This window comes from Ramlibacter albus, assembly GCF_014297445.1.
GTDB lineage: Bacteria > Pseudomonadota > Gammaproteobacteria > Burkholderiales > Burkholderiaceae_C > Ramlibacter > Ramlibacter albus.
In genome coordinates, this window is sequence record NZ_JACORU010000006.1 from 231,677 (window position 1) to 257,879 (window position 26,203).

The 26,203-nt window shown below is 67.7% G+C and carries 22 protein-coding genes; 13 read left to right on the plus strand and 9 right to left on the minus strand.

Going from position 1 to position 26,203, the window contains the following annotated elements; translation table 11 throughout:
* Positions 1-20: 20 nt before the first annotated feature.
* Positions 21-1,766, plus strand: a complete 1,746-nt coding sequence (locus tag H8R02_RS17645) for a hypothetical protein (RefSeq protein ID WP_187082776.1) — start codon at positions 21-23, stop codon at positions 1,764-1,766.
* A 10-nt stretch (positions 1,767-1,776) separates the two neighbouring features.
* On the opposite strand, the gene H8R02_RS17650 is transcribed toward H8R02_RS17645, so the two are convergent.
* On the minus strand, positions 1,777-2,859 hold the full coding sequence (locus H8R02_RS17650; RefSeq protein ID WP_187082777.1) for a PA0069 family radical SAM protein: 1,083 nt from the start codon (positions 2,857-2,859) through the stop codon (positions 1,777-1,779).
* Between the two features lie 189 nt (positions 2,860-3,048).
* On the opposite strand from H8R02_RS17650, the gene H8R02_RS17655 reads away from it, so the two are divergent.
* From H8R02_RS17655 to H8R02_RS17670, 4 genes are read left to right on the plus strand one after another with little or no spacing between them, the layout of a single operon-like run.
* Entirely contained in the window at positions 3,049-4,197 is a 1,149-nt protein-coding gene (locus tag H8R02_RS17655) for an adenylate/guanylate cyclase domain-containing protein (RefSeq protein ID WP_187082778.1), read from the plus strand.
* A gap of 13 nt (positions 4,198-4,210) precedes the next feature.
* A complete protein-coding gene (locus H8R02_RS17660; RefSeq protein WP_187082779.1) occupies positions 4,211-7,042 on the plus strand; it encodes a PAS domain S-box protein in 2,832 nt (943 codons plus the stop codon).
* Between the two features lie 19 nt (positions 7,043-7,061).
* Positions 7,062-8,399: a cytochrome ubiquinol oxidase subunit I gene (locus H8R02_RS17665; protein ID WP_187082780.1), complete on the plus strand. Its 1,338-nt coding sequence runs from the start codon at positions 7,062-7,064 to the stop codon at positions 8,397-8,399.
* Positions 8,396-9,394, plus strand: a complete 999-nt coding sequence (locus H8R02_RS17670) for a cytochrome d ubiquinol oxidase subunit II (RefSeq protein WP_187082781.1) — start codon at positions 8,396-8,398, stop codon at positions 9,392-9,394. The genes H8R02_RS17665 and H8R02_RS17670 overlap by 4 nt, the downstream gene beginning before the upstream one ends.
* Here the strand turns inward: H8R02_RS17670 and H8R02_RS17675 are convergent.
* From H8R02_RS17675 to H8R02_RS17690, 4 genes are all read right to left on the minus strand, one after another.
* The gene (locus H8R02_RS17675; protein WP_187082782.1) at positions 9,391-10,368 is read right to left on the minus strand and encodes an NAD(P)H-dependent flavin oxidoreductase; all 978 of its coding nucleotides are present in this window, start codon (positions 10,366-10,368) and stop codon (positions 9,391-9,393) included. The two genes, H8R02_RS17670 and H8R02_RS17675, sit on opposite strands and share 4 nt — an antisense overlap.
* 76 nt (positions 10,369-10,444) lie before the next feature.
* A complete protein-coding gene (locus tag H8R02_RS17680; protein ID WP_187082783.1) occupies positions 10,445-12,235 on the minus strand; it encodes an acyl-CoA dehydrogenase C-terminal domain-containing protein in 1,791 nt (596 codons plus the stop codon).
* Positions 12,236-12,243: 8 nt separating this feature from the next.
* Positions 12,244-13,176: an electron transfer flavoprotein subunit alpha/FixB family protein gene (locus H8R02_RS17685; RefSeq protein ID WP_187082784.1), complete on the minus strand. Its 933-nt coding sequence runs from the start codon at positions 13,174-13,176 to the stop codon at positions 12,244-12,246.
* Position 13,177: 1 nt separating this feature from the next.
* Complete coding sequence (locus tag H8R02_RS17690; protein ID WP_187082785.1) at positions 13,178-13,927, minus strand: electron transfer flavoprotein subunit beta/FixA family protein; 750 nt, start codon at positions 13,925-13,927, stop codon at positions 13,178-13,180.
* Positions 13,928-14,130: 203 nt separating this feature from the next.
* Here H8R02_RS17690 and H8R02_RS17695 point away from each other — a divergent pair, with 203 nt between their 5' ends.
* From H8R02_RS17695 to H8R02_RS17705, 3 genes are all read left to right on the plus strand, one after another.
* Positions 14,131-15,141 carry a TRAP transporter substrate-binding protein gene (locus H8R02_RS17695; RefSeq protein WP_187082786.1) on the plus strand — a complete coding sequence of 337 codons (1,011 nt, stop codon included), beginning with the start codon at positions 14,131-14,133 and terminating at the stop codon, positions 15,139-15,141.
* A 65-nt stretch (positions 15,142-15,206) separates the two neighbouring features.
* Entirely contained in the window at positions 15,207-15,692 is a 486-nt protein-coding gene (locus H8R02_RS17700; protein ID WP_187082787.1) for a TRAP transporter small permease, read from the plus strand.
* A complete protein-coding gene (locus H8R02_RS17705; protein ID WP_187082788.1) occupies positions 15,689-16,981 on the plus strand; it encodes a TRAP transporter large permease in 1,293 nt (430 codons plus the stop codon). Before H8R02_RS17700 ends, H8R02_RS17705 begins: the two co-directional genes overlap by 4 nt.
* Before the next feature lie 6 nt (positions 16,982-16,987).
* Here the strand turns inward: H8R02_RS17705 and H8R02_RS17710 are convergent, their stop codons facing one another.
* The 4 genes from H8R02_RS17710 to H8R02_RS17725 are packed head-to-tail and all read right to left on the minus strand — an operon-like array spanning position 16,988 to position 20,465.
* The gene (locus tag H8R02_RS17710) at positions 16,988-17,440 is read right to left on the minus strand and encodes a hypothetical protein (RefSeq protein ID WP_187082789.1); all 453 of its coding nucleotides are present in this window, start codon (positions 17,438-17,440) and stop codon (positions 16,988-16,990) included.
* Between the two features lie 26 nt (positions 17,441-17,466).
* Positions 17,467-18,702: a mechanosensitive ion channel family protein gene (locus H8R02_RS17715; RefSeq protein ID WP_187082790.1), complete on the minus strand. Its 1,236-nt coding sequence runs from the start codon at positions 18,700-18,702 to the stop codon at positions 17,467-17,469.
* A 1-nt stretch (position 18,703) separates the two neighbouring features.
* On the minus strand, positions 18,704-19,492 hold the full coding sequence (locus tag H8R02_RS17720) for an enoyl-CoA hydratase (protein WP_435531281.1): 789 nt from the start codon (positions 19,490-19,492) through the stop codon (positions 18,704-18,706).
* Between the two features lie 22 nt (positions 19,493-19,514).
* Positions 19,515-20,465: a histone deacetylase family protein gene (locus H8R02_RS17725; RefSeq protein ID WP_187082792.1), complete on the minus strand. Its 951-nt coding sequence runs from the start codon at positions 20,463-20,465 to the stop codon at positions 19,515-19,517.
* Positions 20,466-20,489: 24 nt separating this feature from the next.
* Here H8R02_RS17725 and H8R02_RS17730 point away from each other — a divergent pair, with 24 nt between their 5' ends.
* The 5 genes from H8R02_RS17730 to H8R02_RS17750 all read left to right on the plus strand — a co-directional run bounded on the left by H8R02_RS17730 (position 20,490) and on the right by H8R02_RS17750 (position 26,203).
* On the plus strand, positions 20,490-21,410 hold the full coding sequence (locus H8R02_RS17730) for an AAA family ATPase (protein WP_187082793.1): 921 nt from the start codon (positions 20,490-20,492) through the stop codon (positions 21,408-21,410).
* A 110-nt stretch (positions 21,411-21,520) separates the two neighbouring features.
* Positions 21,521-22,498, plus strand: coding sequence for a DUF58 domain-containing protein (locus tag H8R02_RS17735; RefSeq protein WP_187082794.1), 978 nt, complete (start codon positions 21,521-21,523; stop codon positions 22,496-22,498).
* Positions 22,492-24,501: a transglutaminase TgpA family protein gene (locus tag H8R02_RS17740; protein ID WP_187082795.1), complete on the plus strand. Its 2,010-nt coding sequence runs from the start codon at positions 22,492-22,494 to the stop codon at positions 24,499-24,501. The genes H8R02_RS17735 and H8R02_RS17740 overlap by 7 nt, the downstream gene beginning before the upstream one ends.
* Complete coding sequence (mltB, locus tag H8R02_RS17745; protein ID WP_187082796.1) at positions 24,489-25,541, plus strand: lytic murein transglycosylase B; 1,053 nt, start codon at positions 24,489-24,491, stop codon at positions 25,539-25,541. Before H8R02_RS17740 ends, mltB begins: the two co-directional genes overlap by 13 nt.
* The gene (locus tag H8R02_RS17750) at positions 25,538-26,203 is read left to right on the plus strand and encodes an HD domain-containing protein (RefSeq protein ID WP_187082797.1); all 666 of its coding nucleotides are present in this window, start codon (positions 25,538-25,540) and stop codon (positions 26,201-26,203) included. Before mltB ends, H8R02_RS17750 begins: the two co-directional genes overlap by 4 nt.

The following is a 26,203-nucleotide window of genomic DNA, read 5'->3' on the forward strand; positions in this document are numbered from 1 at the left end:
TTCACCCCAAGGTAGAACCCATGCTTCCCCAAACCCCACGCTCACCGGGCGCCGCGTCAGGCAGGGCCGCTTCGACCGACGCCCCCGAACCCACATACGAATCGAAGGCGGCCCAATCCTCCCCGACGAACCAGGTCGGCGCCGGCCCCTCGGGTCGCAATGTGCCCCGCGCTGGTGGCGCCTCCAGGCACTTCTTCCCACCCAACATCGACGGCGACAGGGCTTCCCCGCCGCAGCAACGCGGCCGCGACGACACATGGCGGCAGCCGTCGCCCCACGAGATGGCCTATATCAGGAAGGAAGCACGCGCCGGGCTCGGCCACTCGGCTTCGTCCCTGGACGTCCCGCGGCCCGCCCATGAAGCGCCGGACACCGGCTCCGACTCCGACCTTCCCATGTCACTGCAGCGCCCCTCGCCGCCCTCCTCTCGCACGCCGAGCGCCGAGGCTGCAGGTGAGTCGCCAGACCGTTCGCCTTCGCTGGGCGAAGCAAGCTTGAGCGTTCGGATCGACGCGGAAAACTCGCGCACACCTTCCCCAGCCGGCAGCAAGAGCCCGGCGGCGCGGTCGAAGTCGGCCTCCACCATGCAAGCCCTGACCGCAAGGACACGAGAGGCGCTGGGCGGTCGCAGGGAGACCAAGGAGCACAAGGGCGACAGTGGGAGCCCGGAACCGGCGCGGCGCAACAGCCTGATGGTGCCGGGGAAGCTGGAGCGGCAAGGGGGGCAGCGCGATATCAATACCTCGAAGAAGCCGGGGTTGTTCCACAGGATGAAGGACGCGGTGACGAGCAGGCACGCCCCCAACACGCCTCAGAACGCCGCCGCTCGCGTGGATGCGGTGGATGCCGTCATCAGGAACCCGGTTTCACTTGCCGAAGCGGGCCGCGGCATGAACCTGGTCGACAGGACCCGATTGAACTTCGCCGCCGACTGCGCGCGCTTCAAGGATGCGAACGGCCCCAGAGACAGGAGCGTCGAGTTCACCAGGATATTCGCGAAGTACCTCGCAACGGACGAGCAGTACGGAATGCTTTCGCTGCCGAATATTGCGAAGACCGACCTGCAGAGCCTGCGCGACGCGTGGACTGCCCACCAGGGTGAGGGCGTTCCCGACGTCCCGGCGGAGCGGCTCTTCGCCATGTTTGACGATGCCCGCAAGTGCTCATCCGACGCACTGGCGAGAGCCGCGGCCCGCGCCGCCGACTCCAGGCAAAGCAGCGGGATCAAGGTCGCTGCCGTCCCCCACGCCCCGGCGCGCGCCGGAATGTGGGAACAGCGAATGGCGAGCTACGAAAGGGACAAGACGGGCGGCCCCGTGGACACCGGTGACGATGGGACCAACTACCGCAATCTCGATTCGGTCCTCGAGAGCAGCATCGGTCGCGACAACCTCTTCAGGTGCATGTGCAGGCAATTCTCCCCCGAGGGCCTGCTCTTCCTCGAGTTCTGCGAATCCGTCCACGGTGCGAAGAACAAAGTGGAAGCCTTCATGCAGGGAAAGGAGACGTTCCTTTCAAACGAAAAGACCACCCAGTTCCGGATGAACTTCGCAGCGGAAGAGCTCGAGCGCAAATTGATGAATGCGTTCGACGATCTCAGAGCCACCAGCCCCGATGCAGCCGACTACGGCGATAAGCTGCAGACGTTCGAGCTTGAACTCACGCGGGCCGCTGAGGAGAACAGGCGTCTCATCGAGACAAACTACATGCGCGGCGGTCAGCTTCACGCCCTTGTTGAAGGGGCGCGCAGGGGGAGCGCGAGCTGAGCGGTCAGGATCAGAACAACGAACCCTGCCCCTCGCACTCCGCCGGCGGCCGGAAGTCCCGCGAGTGCAACTCCACCCGCTCCTGGTTGAACCCCAGCCGCTTCACCGCCTTCTTGAACCGCTGCGCCAGCAGCTCCGCCCAGATGCCCTGCCCCTTCATGCGCGTGGCGAAGTCCGCGTCGTAGTCCTTGCCGCCACGCAGGTCGTGCACGCGCGCCATCACGCGCTCGGCGCGGTCGGGGTAGTGCACCTGCAGCCATTCCTTGAAGAGCGGCGCCACCTCCCAGGGCAGCCGCAGCACGTGATAGAACGCGCTGCGCGCGCCGGCCTCCCACGCGGCCTCCAGCACCTGTTCCATGTCGTCGGTGAGGAAGGGGATCTGCGGCGCGAGGCTCACGCCGCAGGGCACGCCGTGTTCCGCGAGCGTCTTCAACAGCCGCAGCCGGCGATGCGGCGCCGCCGCGCGCGGCTCCAGCCTTCGCGCAAGGTCCGCGTCGAGCGTGGTGATGGTCACGTAGATCGCCGCCAGCCCCTGCGCCGCCATCGGCGCAATGAGGTCGAGGTCGCGCTCGACACCGCTCGATTTCGTCACCAATGAGAACGGGTGGTTCGTTTCGCGGAACAGCTCGATCACCTGCCGCGTGAGCTTCAACTCGCGCTCCACCGGCTGGTAGCAGTCCGTCGCCGTGCCGATGGCGATCATCTCCGGCTTGTACGACTTGCGCCCGAGCTCCTTGCGCAGGAGCGGCGCGATGTTTCGCTTGGCGATGATCTTCGTTTCGAAGTCGAGGCCGGGGGAGAGGTTCAGGTAGCTGTGGGTGGGGCGGGCGTAGCAGTAAACGCACCCATGCTCGCACCCCCGATACGGATTGATCGACTTGTCGAAATACACGTCCGGCGAGTCATTGCTGGTGATGATGCTGCGCGCGTCCTCCCAGATCACCTCGGTCTTCGGCGGCGCATGCTCGCCCTGCTCGAGCGTGCCCCAGCCGTCGTCGAAGGCGCCGCGCGCGACGCTCTCGAACCGGTGGGCCAGGCGCGACGCGGCGCCACGGCCCTTGATGGCCTCCAGGGGCAACCGCACTTCACTCATTGCGCCGCCGGGCCGCCCCAAGGCGCAATAGCCCCCTCGGGGGGCAGCGGAGACACGAAGTGCGGAGCGTGGGGGCCCATTGACGCCATGATACTGGATAAATAACCAGTGTGCGCTTGGGCATTTTGCCTAAGGCCGGGACGGATATTCCGTACGGGTCGGCCCGCGCCGGGTGGTGTCATACACCCCATGCAAACCGCACCGCCCTTGCCCCGCGTCCTGGTCGTCGACGACACACCCGACAACCTGTTCCTGATGAGCGCGCTGCTCGAGGACGTGTACCAGGTGCAGACCGCCGACAACGGCCCCGCGGCGCTGGCGATGGCGGCTTCGGACACGCCGCCGGACATCATCCTGCTGGACATCATGATGCCCGGCATGGACGGCTACGACGTGCTGCGCCGCCTGCGCCAGGACCCTGCGACCGCGGGCATCCCGGTCATCTTCCTCACCGCGCTCACCAGCATCGAGGAAGAGCAGTTCGGCCTGGACCTCGGCGCCGTCGACTACATCACCAAGCCGATCAGCCCGCCCGTGCTGCTGGCGCGCGTCAACACGCACCTGGAGCGCAGCACCAACGCGCGCCGGCTGCAGGCGCTGTCCGAAAAGCTCGGCCGCTACCTCGCGCCGCAGGTGTACCGCTCGCTCTTCGACGGCACGCGCGACGCCGAGATCCGCACGCACCGCAAGAAGCTCACGGTGTTCTTCTCCGACATCAAGGACTTCACCGCCGTCACCTCGAAGTGGCAGCCGGAGGACATCACCTTCCTGCTGAACAACTACTTCTCCGAGATGTCGAAGATCGCCGCGGAGTACGGCGGCACGCTCGACAAGTTCATCGGCGACGCGATGCTGGTGTTCTTCGGCGACCCCGACACGCACGGCGAGAAGCAGGACGCGCTGGCCTGCGTGCGCATGGCGCTCGCGATGCAGCGGCGCATGGCGGAGCTGCAGGTGATGTGGCGCGAGCTCGGCGCCGACAAGAGCTTCCAGTTCCGCTGCGGCATCAACACCGGCTGGTGCGACGTGGGCAACTTCGGCAGCGACCTGCGAATGGACTACACGATCATCGGGACGGAAGTGAACAAGGCCGCGCGCCTCGAACAGGCCGCGGAGCCGGGCGGCGTGCTGATCTCGCGCGAGACCTGGCAACTGGTGCGCGACGAAATCGTCGCGGAGGAGCAGTTGCCCGTGCAGGCCAAGGGCTTCAGCGAACCGCTGGCCGCCTACTCGGTCATTGCCGAACGCGAAAGCGGCGCGGCGCGCAAGGTGTTCCAGTGGGAGCGCCTGGGCATGCGCGTGCTGGCCGACGTGGGCCGCACGGCCGCCGCACACTGAGGAGGACGGGACGGTGGTGGAACTCGACATGGACCTCACCGAGCCGGGCGACGCGCCGGCGGAGGCGCTGATCGCCGACGGGTGCATGACCGAAGGCGACGCGCTGCGCCAGGAGCTGCGCACGACGTGGAGCGAGATCGAGTCCCTGCGCGATGAACTCGCCGCCAGCCGCGCGCGCGAAGCGCTGCTCGCCGCCACGCTCGAATCCACCGACGACGGCATCATCGCCTTCCGCTTCGGCCAGCCGGGCTACTTCTACAACCGCGCCTTCGTGAAGATGTGGAACCTGCCGCCCGAGCGCATGGCCGGCATGGGCCGCGAGGAGATGACCGCGCTGCAGGCCGCGCAGGTGAGCGAGCCCGACGCGCTGGTGTCGCACCTGCAGGACTACGACCCGGAGGCCGAGCACTTCAGCGTGGTCGAGCTCAAGGACGGCCGCATCCTGGAGCGCTTCGCGCGACCGCAGCGCATCGACGGCCGCAGCGTCGGCCGCGTCATCAATTACCGCGACGTCACGCAGCGCGACCGCGTGCAGCAGAAGCTGATGTTCAACCACGTGGTGGTGGAAAGCTCCGGCCCGATGCTGTGGGTGGACCCCGCCACGCGCGCCGTGCTCTACGCCAACCGCGCCGCCTGCGAGCTCCTGGGCTACCGCCACAAGGAGATCGTGCTCTTGACGGTCGCGGACTTCGACGCCAACTTCACCGCGGCGTCCATCGCGCCCATCGAGCGCGAGCTGCGCGAGACGCGCAAGCCGGTGAGCTTCCACACGCGCTACATCCGCAAGAGCGGCAGCGAGCGCGAGGTGGACGCCACGGTCTCGCTGGCCGAGGACGGCGACCGGGCGATCTACATCGTGAGCTTCAAGGACATCACCGAGCAGCGCGCGGCCGCGCGCGAGAACCGCCGCCAGCGGGCGCTGCTCGAGGGGATGTTCAACTCGATCCCGGACAACATCGTCTACAAGGACGTTAACGGCACCTACCTCGGCTGCAACGAGGCCTTCGCGGCGCTCGTCGGCTGCGCGCCGGTGGACGTGGTGGGCCGCAAGGCGGAGGACCTGTTCCCGCCGGGCCTGGCCGCCTCGGTCGAGGCGAAGGACCGCGAGGTGATGGAGACGCAGCAGAAGAAAGCCGCCGAGGAGTGGGTGACCTACCCCGACGGCACCGAAGCGCTGCTGGAGATCGTGCGCAGCCCGCTGCGCGACGGCGGCGGCCGCATGCTGGGCGTACTGGCCGTGGCGCGCAACATCACGCACCGCAAGCAGCAGGAGCAGGAGCTGCGCCACGCCAAGGAGATCGCGGAGGAGGCCACGCGCATGAAGTCGGACTTCCTGGCCAACATGAGCCACGAGATCCGCACGCCGATGAACGCCATCATCGGCCTGTCGCACCTGGTGCTGAAGACCGAGCTGTCGGCGCGCCAGCGCGACTACCTGCAGAAAGTGCAGTCCTCGGGGCAGCACCTGCTGGGCATCATCAACGACATCCTCGACTTCTCGAAGGTGGAGGCGGGCAAGCTCACGCTGGAGGAGGCGGAGTTCGAGATGCCGGACTTGCTCGGCAAGCTGGCGGACGTGGTCTCGGACAAGTGCGAGGCCAAGGGGCTGGACCTCGTCTTCGACCTCGCGCCCGACGTGCCGCGCAAGCTGCTGGGCGATTCGCTGCGCATCGGGCAGGTGCTGATCAACTACACCAACAACGCGATCAAGTACACGGAGCGCGGGCAGGTCGAAGTGGGCGTGCGGGTGCTGGAGCGCACGGCGCAAGGCGTGGTGCTGCACTTCCGCGTGGCCGACACGGGCATCGGGCTCACGCAGGACCAGATGGGGCGGCTGTTCCAGAGCTTCTCGCAGGCGGACTCCTCGACGACGCGCCGCTACGGCGGCACGGGCCTGGGCCTGGCCATCGCGAAGAAGCTCGCGGGCCTGATGGGCGGTGAGGTCGGCGTCCGGAGTACCTTCGGCGCGGGCAGCACCTTCTGGTTCACGGCACGGCTTCGGCTGGTGGCCGCCGCGCAGCAGCCGGTGGCACAGCCGCTCGACTTCACGCTCACGACGTCCGCGGCGCCGCTGGAGGCCGTCACGAGCGCCCGAGTGCTGCTCGTCGAAGACAACGAGATCAACCAGGACGTCGCCCGCGAACTGCTGCAGGACGCCGGCTTCACCGTCGACGTGGCCGACAACGGCCGCATCGGCGTGGACATGGCGCTGGCCGGCCACTACGACCTCGTGCTCATGGACATGCAGATGCCCGTGATGGACGGCATCGAGGCAACGCGTGCCTTGCGCGAGCAGGCGCGCTTCGCCAACCTGCCGATCCTCGCGATGACGGCCAACGCGCTGGCGCGCGACCGCGACCGTTGCCTCGACGCCGGCATGAACGACTTCATCAGCAAGCCGATCGAGCCGCAGCAGCTGCAGCGCGCGGTGCGCAAGTGGCTGCGCGCGACCGTGCGGCCGCGGGCTGCCGCGCCCGCGGTGGATGCCGACGGCTTGCCGGTGGTGCCCGGGCTCGACGCGGCCCTGGGCCTGAAGCGGATGATGGGCAAGACGGCCCTGTACGAGAGCATGCTGGCGCGCTACGCCGATGGCCAGCGCGACGTGCCCGTTCAGCTGCGCGCGGCACTCGCGGCCGGCGACACGGCCACGGCGCAACGGCTGGCCCACACCTCGAAGGGCGTCTCGGCCACCATCGGCGCGATGCAGGTCGCCGCGGCCGCGGAGGCGCTGGAGCACGCCCTGCGCGACGGCTGCGAGACGCAGCGCGCGCTTGCACTCACCGACGCCTTCGAATCGCAACTGCGCCCGCTGGTGGAAGCCCTCACGGCGGCACGGCCCCGCTGAGCGTTGGCACAATGGCGGGGTGGACACCCTGCTGCTCTCGCGCCTCCAGTTCGCGGCCAACATCAGCTTCCACATCCTCTTTCCCACGGTCAACATCGCGCTGTGCTGGTTCCTGGTGTACTTCCGGGCGCGGCGCTGGGAAGAGGCCTATTACCTCTGGACCAAGATCTTCGCGCTGACCTTCGCGCTCGGCGTGGTGTCGGGCATCACCATGAGCTTCCAGTTCGGCACCAACTGGCCGGGCTACATGGAGAAGGCGGGCAACATCGCGGGCCCGCTGCTCGGCTACGAGGTGCTGACGGCCTTCTTCCTCGAAGCGACCTTCCTCGGGATCATGCTGTTCGGGCGCAACCGTGTGTCCGAGCGCATGCACCTCTTCGCGACACTGATGGTGGCTGGGGGGACGACGCTCTCGGCGTTCTGGATCCTCAGCCTGAACTCGTGGATGCAGACGCCCACGGGCTACACCATGATCGACGGCAAGCTGCATGCGGCCAGCTGGCTGCAGGTGATCTTCAACCCGTCGTTCCCGTACCGGCTCGTTCACAAGCTTCTGGCGTCGACGCTGACGGTGTCCTTCCTCATTGCCGGGCTCTCCGCGTGGCAACTGCTGCGGGGCACGGCCAACACCGGCACGCACCGTGCGCTGCGCACGGGCGTGATCGCTGCAGCCGTCGCGATCCCGCTGCAGATCCTCGCCGGCGACATGCACGGCCTGAACACGCTGGAGCACCAGCCCGCCAAGATCGCTGCCATCGAGGGCATCTGGCACACCGAGAAAGGCGCGCCGCTCACTCTCTTCGGCTGGCCGAACGAGAAGGAGAAGCGCACCGACTTCGCCGTGCAGGTGCCCAAGCTCGCGAGCCTGATCCTCGCGCACGACATCGACGCGGAGCTGAAGGGGCTGAACGAGTTTCCCGACGCGCATCCGCCCGTGGCGCCGGTGTTCTGGAGCTTCCGGGTGATGGTGGGCATGGGGGTGCTGATGCTCGCGGTGTCGTGGTACTCGGCGTGGCGGCTGTGGCGGCGGCATGAAGGTGACTACCCGCGCCACGTCCTGCGGCTGCTGGCCTCGATGACGTTCGCCGGGTGGGTCGCGACGCTCGCCGGCTGGTACGTCACCGAGATCGGGCGGCAGCCCTTCCTCGTCTACGGCTTGCTGCGCACCGCCGACCTTGTCGCGGACCATCCGCCCGCGATGGTGCTGTCTACGCTTGTGGCCTACCTCGCCGTCTATGCGTTCCTGCTGATCGCGTACGTGCTGGTGCTGATGTACATGGCCGAGCATCCGGCCATGCCGACGCCCGACACACCGCAAAGCCCGAAGGCGGCAGCACCGATCGGAGGCCCCGCATGACGTTCGAAGAAGCGCTGCCCCTCGTGTTCATGGCTGTGATGGGCCTCGCATTGCTCGCTTATGTGGTGCTCGACGGCTATGACCTCGGCGTCGGCCTGCTGCTGCCGTTCGCGAGCGACGAGCAGAAGGACGTGATGGTCTCCAGCATCGGGCCGTTCTGGGACGCCAACGAGACCTGGCTCGTGCTGGGCATCGGCGTGCTGCTCGTCGCTTTCCCGCGCGCGCATGGCATCGTGCTGTCGGCGCTGTACCTGCCGGTGGCCGTGATGCTCATCGGCCTGATCCTGCGCGGCGTGTCGTTCGACTTTCGCGTGAAGGCGCGCGCGGCGCACAAGGGTCTCTGGAACCGGCTCTTCTCCATCGGCTCGCTGCTCGCCGCAATGGCGCAGGGCTGGATGCTGGGCAGCTACCTCACGGGTTTCGATTACGGCACATGGTCGCTGCTGTTCAGCCTCGGCATCGCGGTCACGCTGCCGACGGCGTACGCGGTGCTCGGGTCGGGCTGGCTGGTGATGAAGACCGAAGGCGAGCTGCAAGCCAAGTCCATCGCGTGGGCGCGCAAGCTGCTGTGGCCCATGGGCGCTGCCCTCGTCGGCATCTCGCTCGCCTCGCCGCTCGTGAGCCAGACGGTGTGGAACCGCTGGTTCGCGATGCCGCAGTTCATCGGGCTGCTGCCGATCCCCCTCGCGTGCATCGCGGCTTTCTACGCGGCGTTCCAGGTGGTCCGCAAGCGCGAGATCGTGGCCGCGGGTTATGGCTGGGTGATCTTCGCGAGCACCGTGCTCGTGTTCGTCATGGCCTTCCTCGGCCTCGCGTACAGCCTCTACCCTTACATCGTGATCGACCGCCTCACCGTCTGGCAGGCCGCCAGCGCGCACGAGTCGCTGGTGTTCATCTTCGTGGGGGTGGCAATCACCCTGCCCGCGATCATCGTCTACACGGTCTACATGTACCGCGTGTTCTGGGGGAAGGCAAAAGCCCTGTCGTACGTCTAGGCCGCTTCGAGCGCCGGCGCGAGGCGCTCGCGCGCCGCGTCGTACTCGCGCTTGAGCTTCGCGACGAATTGGGCGGCCGTGGTGACTTCGCTCACCACGCCGATGCCCTGCCCGCAACCCCAGATCTCCTTCCAGGCCTTCGGCTTGCTGCCCTCGCCGCCGCCGAAGTTCATCTTCGTGGGGTCGCTCTCGGGCAGGTTGTCGGGATCGAGGCCCACCTTGCGGATGCTGGGGGCGAGGTAGTTGCCGTGCACGCCTGTGAAGAGGCTGGAGTACACGATGTCGTCGGAGTTGCTCTCGACGATGCACTGCTTGTACTCGTCGCTCGCGCGCGCTTCCTGCGTGGCGATGAAGGCCGAGCCGATGTACGCGAAGTCGGCGCCCATCGCTTGCGCCGCGAGCACCGCACCGCCGGTGGCAATGGAGCCGCTCAGTGCGAGCGGGCCGTCGAACCACTGTCGGATTTCCTGCACCAGCGCGAACGGGCTCTTGATCCCCGCGTGGCCGCCCGCACCGGCCGCCACCGCGATCAGGCCGTCGGCGCCTTTCTCGATCGCCTTGTGCGCGAACTTGTTGTTGATGATGTCGTGCAGCACGACGCCGCCATAGGAATGGATCGCCTCGTTCACGTCCGTGCGCGCGCCCAGCGACGTGATGATGATCGGCACCTTGTACTTCACGACCATCTCCATGTCGTGCTCGAGCCGGTCGTTGCTCTTGTGCACGATCTGGTTGATGGCGAAGGGCGCGGCGGGCTTGTCCGGGTTGGCGCGGTTGTAAGCGGCCAGCGTCTCGGTGATCTCGTGCAGCCACTCGTCCAGCTGCGCGGCCGGACGCGCGTTCAGCGCGGGCATGCTGCCCACGATGCCGGCCTTGCACTGCTCGATCACCAGCTTCGGGTTGCTGATGATGAAGAGCGGCGAGCCGATGACAGGGAGCGCGAGGTTGCGCAGGGCGGCGGGGAGTTTGGACATGGGCTCGATTTCAGCAAAAAAGCACGACCGTTCGTGTCGCGGAGTTGTCACCCCGGGCTTGACCCGGGGTCCAGCCTCAGAAGGCCTCTTGGGGCAGCGCCATCACGCTGTCGGCGCCGTCGACGATCGCATCGCGGGCCGCGGGCACGCGCGTGAGGATGTGGTCGGCATAGAAACGCGCGGTGGCGACCTTTGCCTTCATGAAGTCCACGTCCTCGCCCTTCGCGGCGAGGTCCTCGGCCGCCATCAGCGAACGCGCGAGCTGCCAGCCGGCCACGAGGTTGCCCGTGAGCAGCAGGTACGGCACGGAGCCGGCAAACGCCGCGTTCGGCGACGCCTTGCCCTGCTGCGCGATGAACGCGACGACGTCGAGGAAGGCCTTGCGCGCGGCGCCGAGGCGCTTGGCAACCGCCTTCGCATCGGCGCTGCTGCGCCTGGCGAGCTCGCCTTCGGTCTTCTCGACCTGCGCCGCGATGGCCTGCGCCGTCTGCCCGCCGTCGCGCGCCGTCTTGCGGCCCACGAGGTCGTTGGCCTGGATCGCCGTCGTGCCTTCGTAGATGGTGAGGATGCGCGAGTCGCGGTAGTACTGCGCCGCGCCGGTCTCCTCGATGAAGCCCATGCCGCCGTGCACCTGCACGCCCAGCGACGTGACTTCCAGCGACATCTCGGTGGAATAGCCCTTCACCAGCGGCACGAGGAACTCGTAGAACGCCTGGTTCTGCTTGCGCACTTCCGCGTCGGGGTGGTGGTGCGCGGCGTCGTAGGCGGACGCAGCGACCGTCGCCATCGCGCGGCACCCTTCGGTGAGCGCACGCATGGTCATCAGCATGCGGCGCACGTCGGGGTGGTGGATGATCGTCGCCGACGCATTCACCGAGCCGTCGACGGGACGCGACTGCACGCGCTCCTTCGCGAACGCGGCGGCCTTCTGGTAGGCGCGCTCCGCAACCGCGATGCCTTGCACGCCGACGGCGTAGCGCGCGGCATTCATCATGATGAACATGTACTCGAGGCCGCGGTTCTCCTGGCCCACGAGGTAACCGATGGCGCCGCCCTTGTCGCCGTATTGCAGAACGGCAGTCGGCGAAGCCTTGATGCCCAGCTTGTGCTCGATGCTCACGCAGTGCACGTCGTTACGCGCGCCGAGCGAGCCGTCCTTGTTGACGAGGAACTTGGGGACCACGAACAGGCTGATGCCCTTCACGCCCTCGGGCGCGCCGGGGATGCGGGCCAGCACAAGGTGGACGATGTTGCCGCCGTAGTCGTGCTCGCCGTAGGTGATGAAGATCTTGGTGCCGAAGACCTTGTACGTGCCGTCCGGCTGCGGCTCGGCGCGCGAGCGCACCATCGAGAGGTCGCTGCCGGCCTGCGGCTCGGTGAGGTTCATCGTGCCGGTCCACTCGCCGCTCACGAGCTTCTCGAGGTACGTGGCCTTCAGTTCATCGGAGCCCGCGGTGAGCAGAGCTTCGATGGCGCCGTCGGTGAGCAGCGGACACAGCGCGAAGCTGAGGTTGGCCGAGTTGAGCATCTCGCCGCACGCCGCGCCGATGGTCTTCGGCAGGCCTTGCCCGCCGAAATCCGTCGGGTGCTGCAGGCCTTGCCAGCCGCCCTCCGCATACTGCTTGTACGCGTCCTTGAAGCCGGGCGTCGTGGTGACCACGCCGTCCTTCCACGAGGAAGGCTGCAGGTCGCCCGCGACGTTGAGCGGCGCCACCACGCCTTCGTTGAACTTCGCGCATTCCTCGAGCACCGCCTGCGCGGTCTCGAAGCCGGCTTCCTCGAAGCCGGGCAACTGTGCGATCTGGTCGATGCCCGCGAGGTGGCGGATGTCGAACAGCATGTCCTTGACGGGGGCGCGGTAGCTCATGGCTGGCCTCAGAGTGCTTTGATCAGCTCGGGAACTGCGGTGAAGAGGTCGGCTTCGAGGCCGTAGTCGGCCACGGAGAAGATCGGCGCTTCCGGATCCTTGTTGATCGCGACGATCACCTTCGAATCCTTCATGCCGGCCAGGTGCTGGATCGCGCCGCTGATACCGCAGGCGATGTACAGCTGCGGCGCGACGATCTTGCCGGTCTGGCCGACCTGGAAGTCGTTGGGCGCGTAGCCCGCGTCGACCGCGGCGCGCGACGCACCGATAGCGGCACCCAGCTTGTCGGCCAGCGGCTCCAGCACTTCGTGGAACTTCTCGCTGGAGCCGAGCGCGCGGCCGCCGGACACGATGATCTTGGCGGCGGTGAGCTCGGGGCGGTCGCTCTTGGCGATCTCCTGGCCGACGAAGCTCGACTTGCCGCTGTCGGCGACGGAGCTGGCGCTCTCGACGCTCGCGCTCCCGCCGGTGGTGGCTGCCGGGTCGAACGCCGTCGTGCGAACGGTGATCACCTTGATGGCGTCGCTGCTCTGCACCGTGGCGATCGCGTTGCCGGCGTAGATCGGGCGCTCGAACGTGTCGGCGGCATCCACCTTCGTGATGTCGCTGATCTGCGCGACGTCCAGCTTCGCGGCCACGCGCGGCGCGACGTTCTTGCCGGCCGCAGTCGCGGGGAACAGGATGTGCGAATAGTTCTGCGCGATGGCCAGCACCTGCGCGGCGACGTTCTCGGCGAGGCCGTGCGCGAACTGCGCGCCGTCGGCGTGGATCACCTTGGCCACACCCGCGATCTGCGCGGCGGCCTTGGCGGCTTCACCGGCGTTCTCGCCGGCGACCAGCACGTGGACGTCGCCGCCGCAGGCCAGAGCGGCCGTGACGGTGTTGAGGGTCGCGCCGCGGATGTGCGCGTTGTCGTGTTCGGCAATGACGAGGGATGCCATCTCAGATCACCTTGGCTTCAGTCTTGAGTTTCTGCACGAGGGTGGCCACGTCGGGCACCTTCACACCGGCGCTGCGCTTGGGCGGCTCAGTGACTTTGAGGGTCTTCAGGCGCGGCTTGACGTCCACGCCCAGGTCCTCGGGCTTGACGGTGTCCAGTTGCTTCTTCTTGGCCTTCATGATGTTGGGCAGCGTCACGTAGCGCGGCTCATTGAGGCGCAGGTCGGTCGTCACCACGGCAGGCAGCGAGACGGAGATCGTCTCCAGGCCGCCATCCACTTCGCGCGTGACGTTCGCCTTGCCGTCGGCCACTTCGACCTTCGAAGCGAAGGTGGCTTGCGGCAGGTCCGCGAGCGCGGCGAGCATCTGGCCCGTCTGGTTGGCGTCGTCGTCGATCGCCTGCTTGCCCAGGATCACGAGGCCGGGCTGCTCCTTGTCGACCAGCGCCTTGAGCAGCTTGGCGACGGCCAGCGGCTGCAGCTCTTCGTCGGTCTGCACCAGGATCGCTCGGTCCGCGCCGATCGCCATCGCCGTGCGCAGCGTCTCCTGGCATTGAGCGACGCCGCACGAGACGGCGATCACCTCGGTGACCACGCCCTTTTCCTTCAGGCGGACGGCCTCCTCGACGGCGATCTCGTCGAAGGGGTTCATGGACATCTTGACGTTGGCGATGTCCACACCCGTGTTGTCCGACTTGACTCGGACCTTCACGTTGTAGTCCACCACGCGCTTGACTGCGACGAGGGCCTTCATGCTGGGGAGCTCCTGGGGATTGACGTTTACGTAAACTGGAATTCTAGGGCGGCGGCCGCCCAAAAAATCGAACGACCGTTCTATTTTAGGATTATAGGGTTCGAAATTCGCCGACCGCGCGGTTGGTGAATCCGGGTAAGTCAGGACCGTGACACGCGAACCCGCGACTTACAGTCCTTGCGAACCTACAAGGAGTTGCCCGGATGAAGAAGACTCTCGCCTGCGTGGCCCTGGCCGCCGCTTTCGCGGCCCCGGCCGGCGCCCAGACCGTGCTGACCGCGTCGAGCTGGGTGCCGCCCACGCACGCGCTGACCCTGGCGCAAGCCGAGTGGTGCGACCTGCTGGCCAGGAACACCAACGGCAAGGTCAAGTGCAACCTGCTGCCGCGCGCGGTGTCGGCGCCCCCCGGCACTTTCGACGCGGTCAAGAACGGCCTGGCCGACCTGTCGTTCACGGTGCACGGCTACACGCCCGGGCGCTTCGTGCTGCCGCAGATGGCGGAATTCTCGTTCCTGGGCGACAGCGCCGAGCCGCTGTCGGTGGCCTTCAACAAGGTGGCGATGAAGTACCCGCAGTTCAACCAGGAGCACCAGGGCGTCAAGGTCATCGCCTACTTCACGCACGGCCCCGGCATCATCTTCAACACCAAGCGGCCGATCACGAAGGTGGAAGACCTGCAGGGCCTGAAGTTCCGCGTGGGCGGCGGCATGGTCAACGAGATCAGCAAGGCGCTGAACATGAACGTCACGCTCAAGCCCGCGCCCGAATCGTACGAGCTGCTCTCCGGCGGGGTGATGGACGGCACGCTGTTCCCGGCGGAGTCCACCGAGTCGTTCAAGATCGACAAGATCATCCGCCATGCCACCACCTTCCCCGGCGGGCTGTACAACACCAGCTTCATCTTCTTCATGAACCAGGCCAAGTACGACAAGCTGTCGCCGGACGAGAAGAAGGCCGTGGACGCGATCTCCGGCGAGACCGCCGCGCGCATCATCGGCCGCCACTGGGACAAGGTGGACCGCCGCGCCTACGCGCTCATGCAGGCCAACGGCGTGCAGGTGACCAAGGCCGACGCGAAGTTCGTGGCCGACGTGAAGGCCAAGACGGGTGCGCTCGAAGCCAAGTGGGTGAAGGACGCCGAGGCCAAGGGCCTGAAGGACGCCGCCAAGGTGCTGGCCGAATTCCGCTCCGAGATCGCGAAGCAGCAGAAGTAATCGGCACCGCCCTCGGTGGTACAAAGGGCGGCACCGCGGGTGCCGCCTTTCTTTTTTGAGCAACGATGAAGAAAACCCTTGAACTGCTTTGCGGCGCCCTCTCGGCGGCGGCCCTGTTCGCGATCATGACGCTCACGTTCTTCGACGTGATCGGCCGCAAGGTCGCCGACAACTCGATCCCCGGTTCGCTGGAGATGACCGAGATGCTGATGGTCGTCGTGATCTTCGCCGCGCTGCCGCTGGTGTCGCTGCGCGAGGAACACGTCGAGTTCGACTCGCTCGATCCCTACCTGCCGGATTGGCTGCGGCGCGCGCAGTCCGTCGTGGTGCACCTGCTGTGCGGCGCGGTGCTCATCGCCCTGGGCTGGCTGATGTGGCGCACCGGCGGCGCTTTCCTGCAAAGCGGCGAAACGACGGCGCAACTGAAGGTTCCGAAAGCACCTTTCCTGTACGGCATGGGCGTGCTGTGCGCCGCGACCGGGGTGGTGCACCTGCTCCTGATCGGGCGCCCGCCCGCGGAGAAGATGGAAGGCGAAGGGGTCGCGTTGTGACCGAAGCGCTCATCGGCTTTGCCGCGATCTTCGCGCTCGCGATCATCCGCGTGCCGCTGGCCTTCGCGATGGGGCTCGTCGGCTTCGGCGGCATCGCGTACACCCGCGGCCTCGACCCCGCACTCGCCAGCACGGCGCAGGTCGTCTACGAAACCGGCTTCGCCTACACGCTGTCGGTGATCCCGCTGTTCATCCTGATGGGCAACTTCGTGGCGCGCGCGGGGCTCGCGCACGAGCTGTTCGAGGCGGCGTACGCATTCATCGGCCACGTGCGCGGCGGCCTCGCGCACGCAACCATCGCGGCGTGCGCGGGCTTCGGCGCGATCTGCGGCTCGTCCATCGCCACGGCGGCCACCATGAGCAAGGTGGCCTACCCGTCGATGAAGAAGCTGGGCTACAGCGACTCGCTTTCCACCGGCGTCATGGCCGCGGGCGGCACGCTGGGCATCATGATCCCGCCGTCCACCATCATGGTGATCTACGGGATCATCACCGAGACCAACATCGGCAAGCTGTTCGCGGCTGGCGTGCTGCCCGGCATCCTGACGGCCGCCCTGCTGATGGCCGGCGTCGTGGTGACCACGTCGCGCGACCCGGAGCATGCGCCGCCCGGCGAGCGCATGAGCTGGCCGCAGCGCTGGCGCGCGCTGCGCGGCATCTGGGGCGTGGTGCTGCTGGTGCTCATCGTGCTGGGCGGCATCTACGGCGGCTTCTTCACGGCCACCGAAGGTGCAGGCTTCGGCGCCGCGGGTGCCTTCCTGTTCGCGCTGCTGCGCGGGCGGCTCACCTTCCGCAGCACCTTCGAAGTGCTGGTGGAATCGGCGCGCACCACCGCGATGCTGTTCACGCTGCTGATCGCGGCGAGCCTCTTCGCCAACTTCGTCAACTTCACGACGATGCCGGGCGACCTGAAGGAGTGGATCACGCACCTGGGCCTGTCGCCCACGATGGTGGTCGTTGCCATGATGGGCATCTACGTCGTGCTCGGCACCGTGATGGAGGAGCTGACGATGGTGCTGCTGACCATCCCCCTCTTCTTCCCGATCGTCACCAGCCTCGGGTTCGACCCGGTCTGGTTCGGCGTGCTGATCGTGATGATCGTGCAGATCGGCCTGATCTCGCCGCCGGTCGGCATGAACCTGTTCGTGCTCAACGCGCTCCTGCCGGGCGTGGGGCTGGGCAACATCTTCCGCGGCTGCTGGCCGTTCGTCGCGGTGATGATCGTGGTGCTGGGGCTGCTGATCGCCTTCCCGCAGCTGTCGCTGTGGCTGCCGTCGCTGATGAAGTAGGCGGCTTCAGCGCTGCGCCCGTGGCGTGATACTGCCCCGCTGCTGCTGCTCCATGTCTTCGAGCTCCACTTCGGCCGCGTCGCGGATGGTGCGGAAGATGCCGGCATTCGCGACGCAGCTTCGCTTGAGCAAGCCGTCGGGCGGCAGGCTGCGGTATTCGGTGGCGACCCACTGCACGGCACGCGCCTTCGCGCCGGCGAGGATCGCCGCCTTGCGGCCCTCGGCACGCGCGCGTTCGAGCGGCGACGCCAGCGTCATTGCCCACGAGAACAGCGCCTCGGGGTTCATGGGCTCGGCGCGCGTGTAGTCGCTGCACCAGCCGTCGGCCAGCTCCTGCAGCACGTAGATGGAGCCGACGAGCTCGCCGAGGCGGTCGATCACCTCGGCGTCCGTGTTCGCATGCGCAACCGGCGCGCCAAGGAGCGCGCTGGCGGCAAGGAAGGCGGCAAGCCGGCGCATCGCCGCAGGATACGACTGCCGCCGCGTCAGGACAAGACGCGCACGACGCGCTGCGGCGTGGGCAGCTCGATGCCCGCCTCGCGCAGGCCCTTGAGGATGGCGACGTTCACGTCGCTCTTGACGTTGCCCTGGCCGTTCTGCGGGTCCTGGATCCAGAATTGCAGCTGGTATTCCAGCCCGTCGGTGCCGAAGCGCGCGAGCCGCACCGCCGGCGCCGGGTCCGCGATGACGCGCGGCGTGCTTCGGGCGGCGGCGAGCAGCAGTTGCTCGATCTGCGCATGGTCGGCGTCGTTGCCGACGGTCAGGTCGGTGGTGACCAGCACGCGCGGGTCGGCCAGCGACAGGTTCTCGATGCGCTCGGTGATCAGCTTCTCGTTCGGCACGATCGACTCGCGGCCGGTCAGCGAGCGGATGAGCGTGTAGCGCGTCTTGATGTCCGCAACGACGCCCTCGAAGTTGTCCACGCGCACCGTGTCGCCGATGCGCACGCTGCGCTCGAACAGGATGACGAAGCCGCTCACGTAATTGGCCGCGAGCTTCTGCAGGCCGAAGCCCAGGCCCACGCCCAGCGCGCCGCCCAGCACCGACAGCGCGGTAAGGTCCACGCCAACAGCCGAGAGCGCCAGCAGCACGCCCACCAGCAGCAGGCCCGCGCGGATCGCGCTGGCCACCACCTTGCGAAGCGACAGGTCGTCGACCGCGTCCTGCAGCACGCGCTTCTCGATCGCCTTGGAGATCCAGAGCGTGAGCACCAGCACGACGCCGCACGAGAGCACGCCCTGCACGATGGCCAGCAGGCTCACCTTCGCCTTGCCGAACATGAAGTGGATGTCGTCGAGCTCGTTCGTGACCACGGGCAGCAGGCCCACGATCCAGAGCACGGCGGCCAGCCACGCCAGCCACGAGAAGAGCCGCTCGACGACGCGCGCCACGCCCGAGTGCGGGAAAGCGACCGTCGATACGCGCGCAAGGAAGCGGATGCCGGCAAGCGAAACGAGGATGGGCAGCGCGATGCGCAACAGCGCCACGGGCTGCACCGTCTGCATCGCGACCTTCGCCACGTAGACCAGCGCGAGCGCGAGCAAGGGGAACAGCAGCCCGTCCACGATGCCGCGGCCGAACCACACCGAGTCGTCGCTGCGCTTGCGCCCGAGCAGCCAGGCCGCGCCGAAGGCGATGCCCAGGCAGGCCAGCAACGCCGCGATCTCCCACGGCATGCCCGGGTGGCCCAGGTCGCGGGCCAGCCTGTCGAGTTCCGTCATGTCACCAGTTCGGCTTGCGCTTTTCGGTGAAGGCCCGCACGCCTTCCTGCGCGCAGCCGTCCATCATGTTCGCGGCCATCGTCTGCCCGGCCAACTGGTAGGCCGCTTCGATGCCCATCTCGCGCTGGCGGTAGAACAGCTCCTTGCCGATGGCCAGCGCGGTGCGCGGCTTGGCGAGGATGCTCGTGACGAGCTTCTCGACTTCGTCATCGAGCTGCGCGGCGGGCACCGCACGGTTCACGAGCCCGCGCGTGACGGCTTGCTGCGCGCTGATGAAGTCACCCGTCACCAGCATCTCCATCGCCTGCTTGGGCGCCACGTTGCGCAGCAGCGGCACGCTGGGCGTGGAGCAGAACAGGCCGAAGTTGATGCCGCTGACGGCAAAGCTCGATTCCTCCGAAGCCACCGCGAGATCGCACTGCGCGACCAGCTGGCAGCCCGCCGCCGTCGCCATGCCCTGCACGCGCGCGATCACCGGCACCGGCAGTTTCTGGATCGCCATCATCACGCGGCTGCAGCGCGCGAACAGGTCCTGGTAGTAGGCCAGGTCGGGCTGGGCGATCATTTCCTTGAGGTTGTGGCCCGCGCTGAAGGCCTTGCCTTCGGCGCGCAGCACCACCACGCGCACGCTCTCGTCGGCCTTGAGGCGGTCGAACGCGCCTTGCAGCGCACCCAGCATCTCCTCGCCCAGCGCGTTGAAACTGCGCGGGGTGTTGAGCGTGAGGGTGACGACGCCGCGGGCGTCTTTGCTTTCGACGAGGACGGGTTCGTTGTTCATGGCTGCATTCATCGCTGCATTCATTGCTGCACGTTCACAAGTCTGCCAGCACGCGCAGGTGCGCTTCGACGCTGCGGGCCAATGCCCCCAGGTTGTAGCCGCCTTCCAGGCAGGAGACGATGCGGCCCTGCGAATAGCGCGCGGCGATGTCCTTGAGCTGCTGCGTGATCCACTTGTAGTCGTCTTCCACCAGCCCGAGCTGGCCGAGGTCATCCTCGCGGTGGGCGTCGAAGCCCGCACTGATGAAGATCATTTCCGGCTGGAATTCGTGCAGGCGCGGCAGCCACTTGTCCTCCACCAGCGCGCGGATCGTGTCGCCCTTGGTGTACGCCGGCACCGGCACGTTGACCATGTTGGGCGCCGGGTTCATGCCGCTGTACGGGTAGAAGGGGTGCTGGAAGATGCCCACCATGAGCACCCGCTCGTCGCCCGCGAGGATGTCCTCGGTGCCGTTGCCGTGGTGCACGTCGAAGTCCACAACGGCCACGCGCTTCAGGCCCTTGCGCTCCAGCGCATACCGCGCCGCGATTGCCACGTTGTTGAAGATGCAGAAACCCATGGCGCGCGCGCGGGTGGCGTGGTGCCCGGGCGGGCGGACGGCGCAGAAGGCGTTCTCCAGCTCGCCGTCGATCACCGCGTCGGTCGCCGCCAGTGCCGCGCCGGCGCCGCGCAGGGCGGCGTTCCAGCTGTACGGGTTCATGGCCGTGTCGGGGTCGATGTAGAGGTAGTCGCCGCCGCCGGCCTGCTGCTGGTCGCCCAGTTCGTCGGCCAGGCCGCGGATGGAAGCCACGTGGCTGCGTTCGTGGGCGAGGACCAGTTCGCTCGCGGGGGCCAGGGGCGCTTCGCGGCGGTCGAGGGCGTCGCCGACGCCGGAGGCCAGCAGCCGGTCTTCGATGGCGTCGAGGCGCTCGGGGCACTCGGGGTGGCCGCGGCCCATTTCATGGCGACGGCAATCGGGATGGGTGAAAAAGCCGGTCTTGCCCACCGTTGTCTCCGTTAATCTACCCGCATGGAAGCACAACAAAAACTGAAAGCGCTCCTCGGCCAGCTTAACACGGTGATCGTCGGCAAGCCGGCCCAGGTGCGGGACTGCGTGGCCTGCCTGCTGGCCGGCGGGCACCTGCTGATCGAGGACGTGCCGGGCGTCGGCAAGACCACCCTTGCCCATGCGCTGGCGCGCGCTTTCGGGCTGCAGTTCTCGCGTGTGCAGTTCACGGCGGACCTGATGCCCAGCGACCTTTCCGGCGTGTCCATTTACGACCGCGGCAAGGAGGGGTTCATCTTCCACCCGGGCCCCATCTTCGCGCAGGTGCTGCTGGCCGACGAGATCAACCGGGCGAGCCCCAAGACGCAGAGTGCGCTGCTCGAAGCCATGGAGGAAAAGCAGGTCACCGTTGAGGGCGAGACGCGTGCGCTGCCCTCGCCTTTCTTCGTGATCGCGACGCAGAACCCGCACGACCAGCTGGGCACTTTCGCGTTGCCGGAGTCGCAGCTGGATCGGTTCCTGATGCGGATCTCGCTGGGTTACCCGGACCGTGCTGCCGAACGCGAGTTGTTCAACGGTGTGGACCGGCGGGACATGATCGAGCACCTTGGCAATTCGCTGTCTTCGATCGAGCTCGTTGCTTTGCAGCAGCAAGTTCTGGCCGTGCATGCAGCTGACCCACTACTCGATTACGTTCAAGACCTGGTTGCTGCCACTCGCACGGGGCGGTGGTTCCTGCAAGGCCTTTCTCCTCGCGCGGGGATTGCGGTGATTCGTGCTGCGAAGGCGCAGGCTTTGCTGTCGGGTCGTGACTACGTTGCGCCTGATGATGTCCAGGCGATTTTTCCCCAGACTGTGGCGCATCGGTTGATCCCTGTTGGGGATGCGGGGCGCGGTCCTATCGAGCAGGTGCGTGCGATGTTGGAGTCGGTGGCTTTGCCGTGAATCCAAATTGGGGTCAGATTCCAATTTCCCGGTTCGTTGAGAGCTGCGCTCTTCGACCTCGGCCGGCAAATCCGCGCGTGGGCAGGCTGGGAATCTGACCCCAATTTCAAATGATCACCGCAGCCCTTCACCCCTTCGGCTACGTCAGGAAACGCTTCCGCCAGTGGTGGCAAGGTAGGCTGCCATTCACCGACACGATGACGCTCACCCAGCGCAACGTGTACATCCTCCCCACCCGCCCCGGCTTCATGCTCGGCGCGACGCTCCTCATCCTGCTGGTCTCCTCGATCAACTACCAGTTGAACCTCGGCTACCTGCTCACGTTCCTGCTCGCAGGCAGCGCTGTCGTCGGCATGCACGTGTGCCACGCCACGTTGCGCGGCCTGACGCTGAACCTCATGCCCCCCGACGCCCAGTTCGCGGGTTCGAGCGCGATGCTCTCCGTGGTGCTCACCAACCTGAGGCGCAGCACACGCCACGGCATAGGACTCGCGGTACTCGACGAAACACACGACGACCGATGGACCTGGACCGACGTCCCCGCGCAAGGCGCAGCCACCGTGCACGTCGCATTCAAGCCCGAAAGGCGTGGCCTGCATCGCGTGCCACCGCTCACCGCCGAGACGCGCTTCCCCTTGGGCACCTTCCGCGTGTGGACTGTCTGGCGCCCCGCGGCCGAAGTCCTCGTCTACCCTGCCCCCGAACTCTTTCCCCCGCCCCTACCCCCAGGCGAGCCACGCTCCGGCGGCCTTTCAGTTGCACGCGTGCAAACCACAGGCGAATTCGAAGGCGTGCGCGCCTACCGCCGCGGCGACCCGATGAAGATGATCGTCTGGAAGAAAGCCGCCAAATCGCCGGAGCTCGTGAGCCGCGACACCATGTCCGCGCAGCGGTACGAACTCTGGCTGGACTACGCGCAGGCCGGTGCCCCGGAGAAGGAGCACCGCCTCTCGCGCCTGGCCGCGTGGGTGCTGCAGGCCGACAAGCTGGGCCAGGACTACGGCCTGCGCCTGCCCGGCCAGCAGGTGGAGCCCGCGACCGGCGAAGCGCACAAGCGCCGCTGCCTGGAGGCCCTGGCCCTATGCTGAGCACAGCCCGCTCCCGCATCGCCGCCTTGCCGCGCGACACGCGCGACACGCTGTTCCTGCTCGCCGTCATCGGCTGGGTGATGGTGCCGCACATCGGCAACCTGCCGTGGTGGTGCAGCGCGCTCGCGGCCGGCGTGCTGCTGTGGCGCGGCGTGCTCGCGGTGCGCAACCGCCCGCTGCCCGGCAAGGCATGGCTCGTGGGCCTGTTGATCGTGACGGCTGCGGCCACCTTCCTCACCCACCGCACGCTCTTCGGCCGCGACGCGGGCGTCACGCTCATCGTCGTGCTGCTGGCCCTGAAGACCCTGGAGCTGCGCGCGCGACGCGACGCCTTCGTGGTGTTCTTCCTGGGCTTCTTCACGATGCTCACCAACTTCTTCTTCTCTCAGTCGCTGCCGGTGGCCGCCGCGATGATGCTGGGGCTGCTGGGCCTGCTCACCGCGCTGGTCAACGCGCACCTGCCCGTGGGCAAACCCCCGCTCGCCGAAGCCGCGAAGACCGCCGGCTGGATGGCGCTGCTCGGCGCGCCGATCATGGCGGTGCTCTTCGTGCTGTTCCCGCGCTTCGCGCCGCTGTGGGGCATCCCCGGCGACGCGATGACGGGCCGCAGCGGCCTGTCATCGACGATGCAGGTCGGCAGCGTCGCCAAACTCGCGCTCGACGAGACCATCGCTTTCCGCGTGCGCTTCGAAGGCCAGCCCCCCGCTCCCGCCACGCTGTACTTCCGCGGCCCGGTGCTCTCCGCCTTCGACGGGCGCGAGTGGCGCGAGATGGTCCCGCGCCTCGGCCAGCGCTACCCGATGTCGTACTACACGGCCCCGCAACTGGTGGTGTCCGGCGAGCCGGTGCGATACGAGGTGACGCTGGAGCCGCACAACCGCAACTGGCTGATGACGCTGGACGTGCCGCAGCGCCCGCCCGAGGTCCCCGGCTACGAGACGCTGATGACGAGCGAGCTGCAATGGCTCACCAGCCGCCCGGTGACCGACCTGCTGCGCTACCGCGCCGAAAGCTACACCGAATTCCGCAGCGGCCCTGCGCAACTGACCACGGTGCTGCCGGAATACCTCGAGCTGCCGCCCGGCTTCAACCCGCGCACGCGCCAGCTCGCCGGGCAGATGCGCGCGGCGGCGGGCGGCGACCCCACCGGCTTCATCGACGCCGCCCTGCAGCGCCTGACGTCCGGCGGCTACGAGTACACGCTGGAGCCCGGCGTGTACGGGCTGCATTCGGCCGACGAGTTCTGGTTCGACCGCAAGCAGGGTTTCTGCGAGCACATCGCCTCGGCGTTCGTCATCCTCATGCGCGCGGGCAACGTCCCGGCGCGCATCGTCACCGGCTACCAGGGCGGCGAGCTGAACAACGTGGACCGCTTCTGGACCGTGCGGCAAAGCGATGCGCATGCGTGGACCGAGGTGTGGCTGGCCGGCCGCGGCTGGGTGCGCATCGATCCCACGGGGGCCGTCTCGCCGGGCCGCACGGGCTCGTTCCAGCGGCTGATCCCACCGCAGGGCGTGCTGGGCGCCGCCGTTGCCACGATCAACCCGACGCTCGCCGCCAACCTGCGCGCCGCGTGGGAAGCGCTCAACAACAGCTGGAACCAGTGGGTGCTGAACTACACGCAGAGCAAGCAGCTGGACCTGCTCAAGGACATCGGCTTCACCTCGCCCACGTGGGAAGACCTCGCCTATGTGCTGCTCGGCGTGGTCATCGTGGTGGCGCTGCTCGGCGCGGCGTGGAGCTACTGGGAACGCATCCAGCATGACCCGTGGCTGAGGCTGCTCTCGCGCGCCCGCCGGCGGCTGCGCAAGGCCGGGCTCGATGTGCCGGAAAGCGCCCCGCCCCGGAAAGTTGCGAATCTTGTCACAGCAAGGTTCGGCCCGGATGCGCGACGATTGAGCGACTGGCTGCTGGAGCTGGAAGCGCTGCGGTATTCGCGCGCGCGCCCCGGCAGCCTCGCCGCCCTGCGGCAGCAATTCCGGCAGTTGCCATGGCCTACCTGACCCGAACACTCCTCGCCCTCATTCTCTTCGCCGCCGTCTCCGCCTTCGCTGCCACGCCGCAGCGCGGCACGCCCTATGCCCAGCGCGACGACGCGATGCAGTTCGCCGAGGAAGTGGCCGAGCGCCACAAGCTCGACGTGCGCTGGGTGCGCCGCGCGCTCGCGCGCGCCGAGAAGCTGCCCGTTGTCGCCAGGCTCGTGACACCGCCGCCCACCGGCACGCCCAAGAACTGGCGCGTGTACCGCAGCCGCTTCATCGACCCGGTGCGCATCGCGGCCGGCGTGCGCTTCTGGCAGGAGAACCAGGCGACGCTGGAGCGGGCCGAAAAGGAATTCGGCGTGCCGGCGGAGATCGTGGTCGGCATCGTGGGCGTGGAGAGCATCTACGGCCAGCAGATGGGCAACTTCCGCGTGATCGATGCCCTGGCGACGCTGGCATTCGATTTCCCCGAGTCGCACCCGCGCGCGGCCGAGCGCGCGAAGTTCTTCCGCGGCGAGCTGGAGCACTTCCTCGCGCTGCACGGCACCGCGAAGTCGGACCCGCTCAAGCCGAAGGGCAGTTATGCCGGCGCGATGGGGATGCCGCAGTTCATGCCGTCGAGCCTGGTGCGCTGGGGCGTGGACTATGACGGAAGCGGCGCCATCGACCTGGCGCGCAGCACCCCGGACGTGATCGGCTCGGTGGCCAACTACTTCAAGGGCTTCGGCTGGACGCCCGGCATGCCCACGCACTACCCGGTGCGCTTCGACCGCGACAAGCTCGACCTCGAGGCCCTGCTCGCGCCGGACATCCTGCCGACCTTTACCGCGGCAACGATGCAGGCCAAGGGCGTCGTGCTCGAAGGCGAGGCGGCGCAGCACAAGGGCCCGCTCGCGCTCGTCGAACTGCAGAACGGCGGCGAGGCGCCCGACTACGTCGCGGGCACCGAGAACTTCTACGTCATCACGCGCTACAACTGGTCCAGCTATTACGCGATGGCCGTCATCGAGCTGGGGCGGGAAGTGAAGCAGGCGCTGGCCGCAGCGAGGAGGACTTCATGAGCGTAACCCTCGCGTCCTGGCGGCGCATGTGGGGCGAGCTGGGCGTGCCCACGCCGGACGAGCTGCTCTTCCGGCGGCTGGTTGCGGCGTGGAGCGAGCCGTGGCGGCACTACCACTCGCTGCAGCACCTGCGCGAATGCCTCGAGTTGCTGGACGCGTCGCGCGACCTCGCTTGGCGCCCCGCCGAGATCGAGATGGCCCTGTGGTTCCACGACGCCGTCTACGAGCCGCGCCGCGACGACAACGAGGCGCGCAGCGCCCAGTGGGCGCGCGAAGCCGCCGTGGCCGCGGTGCTGTCACCGGGCGCGACCGAGAGCATCTGCACGCTGGTGATGGCGACGAAGGACCACGCACCCTCGACGGACTGCGACACGCAGTTGCTGCTGGACATCGACCTCGCCATCCTCGGTGCCGCACCCGCGCGGTTTGCCGAATCGACTACCCAGGTGCGCGAGGAATACGCGCACGTCCCCGAGCCACAATGGCGCGAAGGCCGCGCGCGCGTGCTGCAGTCGTTCCTGGACCGCGAACAGATCTACGGCACGCCGCAGTTCCGTGCCGCTCGCGAGCAGCGGGCACGCGAGAACCTCGCGGCGTCGCTGCGCACCCTGGCTGGCCCAGCCACCGGGGCCTGGCGCCGCTCGGGCGGTAACTCGACCTAG

Excerpts from the sequence above, each read along its gene's own strand:
- H8R02_RS17645 (WP_187082776.1), top strand. The coding sequence starts at position 21 with ATGCTTCCCCAAACCCCACGCTCACCGGGCGCCGCGTCAGGCAGGGCC.
- H8R02_RS17650 (WP_187082777.1), bottom strand. The coding sequence starts at position 2,859 with ATGAGTGAAGTGCGGTTGCCCCTGGAGGCCATCAAGGGCCGTGGCGCC.
- H8R02_RS17655 (WP_187082778.1), top strand. The coding sequence starts at position 3,049 with ATGCAAACCGCACCGCCCTTGCCCCGCGTCCTGGTCGTCGACGACACA.
- H8R02_RS17670 (WP_187082781.1), top strand. The coding sequence starts at position 8,396 with ATGACGTTCGAAGAAGCGCTGCCCCTCGTGTTCATGGCTGTGATGGGC.
- H8R02_RS17675 (WP_187082782.1), bottom strand. The coding sequence starts at position 10,368 with ATGTCCAAACTCCCCGCCGCCCTGCGCAACCTCGCGCTCCCTGTCATC.
- H8R02_RS17680 (WP_187082783.1), bottom strand. The coding sequence starts at position 12,235 with ATGAGCTACCGCGCCCCCGTCAAGGACATGCTGTTCGACATCCGCCAC.
- H8R02_RS17685 (WP_187082784.1), bottom strand. The coding sequence starts at position 13,176 with ATGGCATCCCTCGTCATTGCCGAACACGACAACGCGCACATCCGCGGC.
- H8R02_RS17690 (WP_187082785.1), bottom strand. The coding sequence starts at position 13,927 with ATGAAGGCCCTCGTCGCAGTCAAGCGCGTGGTGGACTACAACGTGAAG.
- H8R02_RS17695 (WP_187082786.1), top strand. The coding sequence starts at position 14,131 with ATGAAGAAGACTCTCGCCTGCGTGGCCCTGGCCGCCGCTTTCGCGGCC.
- H8R02_RS17700 (WP_187082787.1), top strand. The coding sequence starts at position 15,207 with ATGAAGAAAACCCTTGAACTGCTTTGCGGCGCCCTCTCGGCGGCGGCC.
- H8R02_RS17710 (WP_187082789.1), bottom strand. The coding sequence starts at position 17,440 with ATGCGCCGGCTTGCCGCCTTCCTTGCCGCCAGCGCGCTCCTTGGCGCG.
- H8R02_RS17715 (WP_187082790.1), bottom strand. The coding sequence starts at position 18,702 with ATGACGGAACTCGACAGGCTGGCCCGCGACCTGGGCCACCCGGGCATG.
- H8R02_RS17720 (WP_435531281.1), bottom strand. The coding sequence starts at position 19,492 with ATGAATGCAGCCATGAACAACGAACCCGTCCTCGTCGAAAGCAAAGAC.
- H8R02_RS17730 (WP_187082793.1), top strand. The coding sequence starts at position 20,490 with ATGGAAGCACAACAAAAACTGAAAGCGCTCCTCGGCCAGCTTAACACG.
- H8R02_RS17735 (WP_187082794.1), top strand. The coding sequence starts at position 21,521 with ATGATCACCGCAGCCCTTCACCCCTTCGGCTACGTCAGGAAACGCTTC.
- H8R02_RS17740 (WP_187082795.1), top strand. The coding sequence starts at position 22,492 with ATGCTGAGCACAGCCCGCTCCCGCATCGCCGCCTTGCCGCGCGACACG.
- mltB (WP_187082796.1), top strand. The coding sequence starts at position 24,489 with ATGGCCTACCTGACCCGAACACTCCTCGCCCTCATTCTCTTCGCCGCC.
- H8R02_RS17750 (WP_187082797.1), top strand. The coding sequence starts at position 25,538 with ATGAGCGTAACCCTCGCGTCCTGGCGGCGCATGTGGGGCGAGCTGGGC.